The organism is Microcystis sp. M015S2, from assembly GCF_020245945.1.
Classification (GTDB): Bacteria; Cyanobacteriota; Cyanobacteriia; order Cyanobacteriales; family Microcystaceae; genus Microcystis.
Genome location: NZ_JADBTX010000142.1, coordinates 1 through 5,078, shown reverse-complemented (window position 1 = coordinate 5,078; position 5,078 = coordinate 1). Strand labels below are relative to the sequence as shown.

At 42.4% G+C, this 5,078-nt stretch carries 7 protein-coding genes; 3 read left to right on the top strand and 4 right to left on the bottom strand.

Going from position 1 to position 5,078, the window contains the following annotated elements; all coding sequences use genetic code 11:
- The first annotated feature begins 307 nt into the window (after window positions 1-307).
- Window positions 308-889: a DUF3782 domain-containing protein gene (locus tag IM473_RS22210; protein ID WP_287658429.1), complete on the top strand. Its 582-nt coding sequence runs from the start codon at window positions 308-310 to the stop codon at window positions 887-889.
- Window positions 890-1,311: 422 nt separating this feature from the next.
- Here the strand turns inward: IM473_RS22210 and IM473_RS22205 are convergent, their stop codons facing one another.
- Genes IM473_RS22205 through IM473_RS22195 form a run of 3 tightly spaced genes read right to left on the bottom strand, consistent with a single transcriptional unit; the run spans window position 1,312 to window position 2,012 of the window.
- Window positions 1,312-1,497: a type II toxin-antitoxin system HicA family toxin gene (locus IM473_RS22205; protein WP_002735013.1), complete on the bottom strand. Its 186-nt coding sequence runs from the start codon at window positions 1,495-1,497 to the stop codon at window positions 1,312-1,314.
- The gene (locus IM473_RS22200) at window positions 1,494-1,718 is read right to left on the bottom strand and encodes a type II toxin-antitoxin system HicB family antitoxin (RefSeq protein ID WP_002734968.1); all 225 of its coding nucleotides are present in this window, start codon (window positions 1,716-1,718) and stop codon (window positions 1,494-1,496) included. Before IM473_RS22200 ends, IM473_RS22205 begins: the two co-directional genes overlap by 4 nt.
- Before the next feature lie 45 nt (window positions 1,719-1,763).
- Window positions 1,764-2,012, bottom strand: coding sequence for a DUF433 domain-containing protein (locus IM473_RS22195; protein ID WP_287658428.1), 249 nt, complete (start codon window positions 2,010-2,012; stop codon window positions 1,764-1,766).
- A gap of 281 nt (window positions 2,013-2,293) precedes the next feature.
- Between IM473_RS22195 and IM473_RS22190 the strand changes: the two genes are divergently transcribed.
- On the top strand, window positions 2,294-2,482 hold the full coding sequence (locus IM473_RS22190) for a hypothetical protein (protein WP_002762197.1): 189 nt from the start codon (window positions 2,294-2,296) through the stop codon (window positions 2,480-2,482).
- Window positions 2,479-2,661: a type II toxin-antitoxin system RelE/ParE family toxin gene (locus IM473_RS22185; protein ID WP_287658427.1), complete on the top strand. Its 183-nt coding sequence runs from the start codon at window positions 2,479-2,481 to the stop codon at window positions 2,659-2,661. Before IM473_RS22190 ends, IM473_RS22185 begins: the two co-directional genes overlap by 4 nt.
- Before the next feature lie 721 nt (window positions 2,662-3,382).
- Here the strand turns inward: IM473_RS22185 and IM473_RS22180 are convergent.
- A complete protein-coding gene (locus IM473_RS22180; protein WP_002774486.1) occupies window positions 3,383-4,336 on the bottom strand; it encodes a DUF1214 domain-containing protein in 954 nt (317 codons plus the stop codon).
- Window positions 4,337-5,078 lie beyond the last annotated feature (742 nt).

The following is a 5,078-nucleotide window of genomic DNA, read 5'->3' as shown; positions in this document are numbered from 1 at the left end:
TAGCCATAGTTTTCCGTCAAAATTCGATTTTGTCTCTTAAAACCCTGATTAATCGGTTTTTAGAGCTAATTTTGACTCTTGGTCTAATCTGCCTGTCTTCCTTGCTGTGACTGACTTACAAATTTTTGGAGATGTCTATTGACCGCGATCGCCTTTTGACCTTTGACCCTTTCCCCTTGAACTGCGATCGCTGATTAGTTGATAGTCAATAATTGATTGAAAAAACACGGATGAGAAGCTAGGGACATTTTTTCTGGGCCAAGTCGCTAGAATGGGACTAGACTCCTCAAGCTTGAAGAATCTTCCTATGTCAGACGCTGTAACGATCGCCGATATTTACAAGTTATTTGAAAGAACTGAGGCCCAATTTGCCGAGTTTCAAAAGGAAGCTGATCGCCGCAGAGAGGAAGCTAATCGCACGATGGAAGAATTAAAAAAACAGGTACAAGAAACGACCAAAGCTGTTAATAACCTCACAACGCGCTGGGGCAGATTCGTTGAAGAAATGGTAGAGCCTGCGGTTGTGCGTTTATTTCAGGAACGGGGCATTGATGTCACCCAAACGATGAGTCGCTTGAAAAGTAAGCGTTCTGGGGCGGCAATGGAGATTGATATTGTGGCGGTGAATGGGAGCGAGTTGGTGGCGGTAGAATGTAAATCTCGACTGTCGAGGGATGATGTAGATGATTTTGTCAGCCGATTACAGCGATTTAAGGTTGCTTTCCCCCAATTTCGAGAGTTTCGGGTTTATGGGGCAGTGGCAGGCATTGAAATTGATCAGGGGATAGATGTCTATGCCTATCGGCGCGGTTTGTTTGTGATTAAGCAGTCGGGGGAAACGGTTAAAATTATCAATGATGCTCAGTTTCAACCTTTGGGTTTTGCTTAAGCTGTTTAATCTCTTTTTTAAGAAGGCGTAATTTTGCGATCGCCTTTTTAGTTAATAATGAATAGTTGATAATGTAAACTGTCAGGAGTCATTTTGGAAACCATCATGGAAATAAAAAACATTAAACAAAAAGCCAGAAATTTAATCGATAAATTGCCAGAAATTTTACAGGGGATGATACACAGGTAAATTATAGCATTTCTCGCATCTGTGCGGCACACTTAAACCTTTGCTGATTAAGCTGTTCAGGATCGGGAATGTACCTCGTGTGAATCAGAAACGCTATAAATGTAATTGATTATGTTTAATTAGTAGTAATAGAATTGGTGCGTTACGGCGGATTGTTAGTTTTATTTTATTATCCAAATTAGTAGCCGCAAACACGCACCCTACACTCTACAGCAGCTTAACAGGAGTCGCACTCATGGTTCTGGTATTTGTAAATCTCGACAAATTTTCCGCGTCAAGAATTCATTGATTTCACGATGGCGCGGAATGGCTGAAGATTTCTGATTGACACGATTTACATAAATCGTATGATTGCCGCCTTCTCTTAAGAATTCACAGCCATAAGCTTCTAAATGACGAATTAAGTTTATACGTTTCATGCAGCCCAGAAAGTAACAGACTCTCGAATCACTTCTTGTCCTTGCAGTTGCTCTTCAGCTAATATACGATTAGCTTCTAAAACTAGCTCAATTGCTTCTTCTAAATTGCTTCTAGTTTCTTCTAGAGTCTCTCCTTGAGTATTAGCTCCTGGCAATTCTTCGACAAAACCAATATAGCCTTCGGGAACTTTCTGGAATATTTTTGTTAGTTTTAGTTGCATGATTTACCTCAGAATTTTAAATTATATCACCCACCATCATTAAAGTTAGCGGTGCGTTACGGCTGCTGAAGTGAAGCTAACGATATAATCGGATACAGCCCAAGCTGCATAATTAAGAGCCTGGCGAATATCTTCCTCCTCCAACTCTGGATAAGTCTCTAAGATTTCCTGAATAGATAACTGACTAGCCAACAGTTTCAAAACAAATCCTACAGTGATACGCATTCCTCGAATCGTTGGCTGTCCAAGACATATTTGTGGATTAACAGTAATACGGTCTAGCTCTCTAATCACCGTGGAACTCCTGAGATAAACTCCTCCTGTATTGTTACATACAGCAATGAATGTTGAGCAAGTTTCTGCGCTGCTGCGTGTGAATTAAGCGGCGACGAGAGTAAATATACAGCATTTATCCACCAAATAACACCAATCACGGGTTGAGGTTTCGTTGAGGACATCGAGAGGGAAAAGCCTTTTTGGATATTCTGAGCGTTAGCGGTGGTTTTAGAATACACCATCTCTAGGAGCCTATCTTGCTATAATGTAAACTGTCAGGAGTCATTTTGGAAACCATCATGGAAATAAAAAACATTAAACAAAAAGCCAGAAATTTAATCGATAAATTGCCGGATAATTCTACATGGGATGATTTGATGTATGAGATTTATGTGAGACAGGCAATTGAAGCAGGATTAGCCGATAGTGAGGCGGAAAAGGTTATTTCTGTGGCAGAAGTACGCACTAAGTTCAAGCTAGAGCCATGAAAGTTTTCTGGACAGAAACCGCCGTTAATCATTTATCATCCATCTACAACTACATATCACAAAACTCCCCTCAATATGCTCAAAGACTGGTGGAAAGATTGACTAGACGCTCAGAACAGATTGCTAATTTTCCCTTTTCGGGTCGTCTTGTTCCGGAGTTTGAAACTGAGCAGATCTGAGAAGTTATCGAGGGTTCTTATCGCATAATTTATTATATCAAGCCTGAGCAAATCGATGTTATTGCGGTACTTCATGCTGCCCGAAACATTGAAAATCCACAAGATTAACGATAATCCAAGACCATTGGGGGAGTAAATTAATGGCAGCAGTGAAGATTACCAAAAAGCGCAAGAAAGCTCCAACGGGTTAGCTATCCCTCTGGGAGGAGTGGGAGGCCAATAGTCCAGAAATTATTGAGGTGGCTCATCAGTTCATCTTGACTAATTGTCACAACCCGCAGCGGGCGATATTTCTCGATTGATCTTAAATCTTTGGTTGAGACTGCAAGAAAGCTCATGTTACGCTACTGCGAACCCATCCTACAAATAATTGTGTCTCCCTACTTAATTCTACAGGGGATGATACACAGGTAAATTAAATGTAATTTATTATGTTTAATTAATAGTAATAGAATTGGTGCGTTACGGCGGATTGTTGGTTTTATTTTATTATCCGAATTAGTAACCGCAAACACGCACCCTACTGGATTGTTTCAGCTAATTTGGTGTATTAGAAAAATGCTATAAGTTCTATAATCTAAGACTTTAAGCCGAAATCTATTGCCCTATTTTAGCTGAAACAATCCACTACACTTTTGCTTTTTTTGTAGTAGGGGCAATTGATGAATTGCCCCTATAGATAGCGTTTAGGTGTAAACCAGTACAAACTTCACCAAATGAATCACTGGACGGGTACAGCGTCAGGTAGTTTGTATGTTCCATTCAAGACAGACTCACCGGGACGATAAATCCGCATAGCGAAATTCCAGCCCTCGGTTACATCTACCCGATTGGGAACATCGCCACAGTTCTCTTGCGATCCGAAATACACGGTGAAGGTGCCGTCGGAGTTCAGATTTACATTGGAGGAATTGACGATGTTCTTCTCTTTTTCCATGTAGCCGTTACTGTTATATACGGTGATGGACCAGAACGCCTCATTATCTGGAACATCATAGGTCGCTTTGTGACAAATATTGTAATTATGATCCCCATCGTAGTTTAGATAGATTGCGTCCCATTCAGGTAAAAGCCCCCACCCAGTGGCTACCACGATGTGACGGGTATCCTCGTTGACCTGGCCACGCGGTCCCATCATCCCCGTCACACTGCTGTATTGGGCTGCATCCTTTTGATACTGCAAAGTTAGGGCTTGCAGCGATTCTTCGTCCCACTTGAACTCGGGCAGTGGATCGGCACTGTTGGCATTGATGCTGAACTGATCCTGCAACTTGTGGACCAGATCCAATTCATCCTCGTCTATGGGATTGAACACTTGGATGCGGACGAAGAGACCCAAGTATTTAGTGTCATGGGGCAATTCATACGTTCCGGCTTCGTAGATCACCTTGGGGCAATAGTGGTCGTTATCCACGAGTTCAACCGATACGTAGCGATCTCGAGGAAATTCAGGGACGGTGATGGTGGCACCTTTAGACGTATCGACAACGCTCTGGGAGTAGAGAGTGTCCCTGTTCATCCGGATGATGGGTTGCAGGTCCAGCGGCGTGACGTTGCGTAAGTGGTAGAAGCGATTCAGGCCTCCCGCCGTTTTAACGATGGTGCCAAACTGCCGATCGCATTCGGCACGGATATAGGTCTCTGGTGTGACCAGGACATTGTTATTTTCTGCCATGATTGTCTCCTAATTGAGTATTCTGAACCAGTTCGTTTCTTGACACTCACCGGCCTAGAAGCGCGGTGATTCTTCGGGAAGGCACTCATGGAAAACCACTGTGTATGAACTAGGACAAGACTCCTACTCCCCTGGCGATGCCAATTGCCGCTACTCCCTCCTATGTTGTCACAATTGGGGCTACTTTTTTGGTCTGTTGTTCGCTTCACTCGCTTAAAGTCTTTGCTTGTGGGGGCTGGGTCTGGAGTGCTACCGCACCGAAGACCACCGTTGGACGGTGAGCTTTGTTGAACCGTTCGGTCAGCCGCCTTTTAACACAGGTGTCACTGTCCGTTTCACCCACCTTTAAGGTCAACGTAGCTACCCTGATTCTACTAGACATCTCCAAAAATTATAGCTCAGTCACAGCTTGCTTTTAGTCTGTGTACTAATTAGATAGTTCGATAGCTGAAATGTATATCTATCGTTGCTAATTCAATTTCACTGAGGAAATATGAGGCAATTAAAATAATTTTTATTCGGGTAGATTCCTTAACTAGAAAGACTTTTGGTCTTGAGATAATATTAGGTCGAGGTCTAATGTAAAGCCGTCCTTTTAGGACCTGTCCTTTAGTCACATCTTTCTTAACATTTCAAACCTTTGTAGCACAAGGCTTTCAAGACTCGGTTAACAATTTGTAATATTCCTTGTTGACACCCTTACTGACAAAGAAAAAACTGAAATCAAGTCAGGATAAGGGTT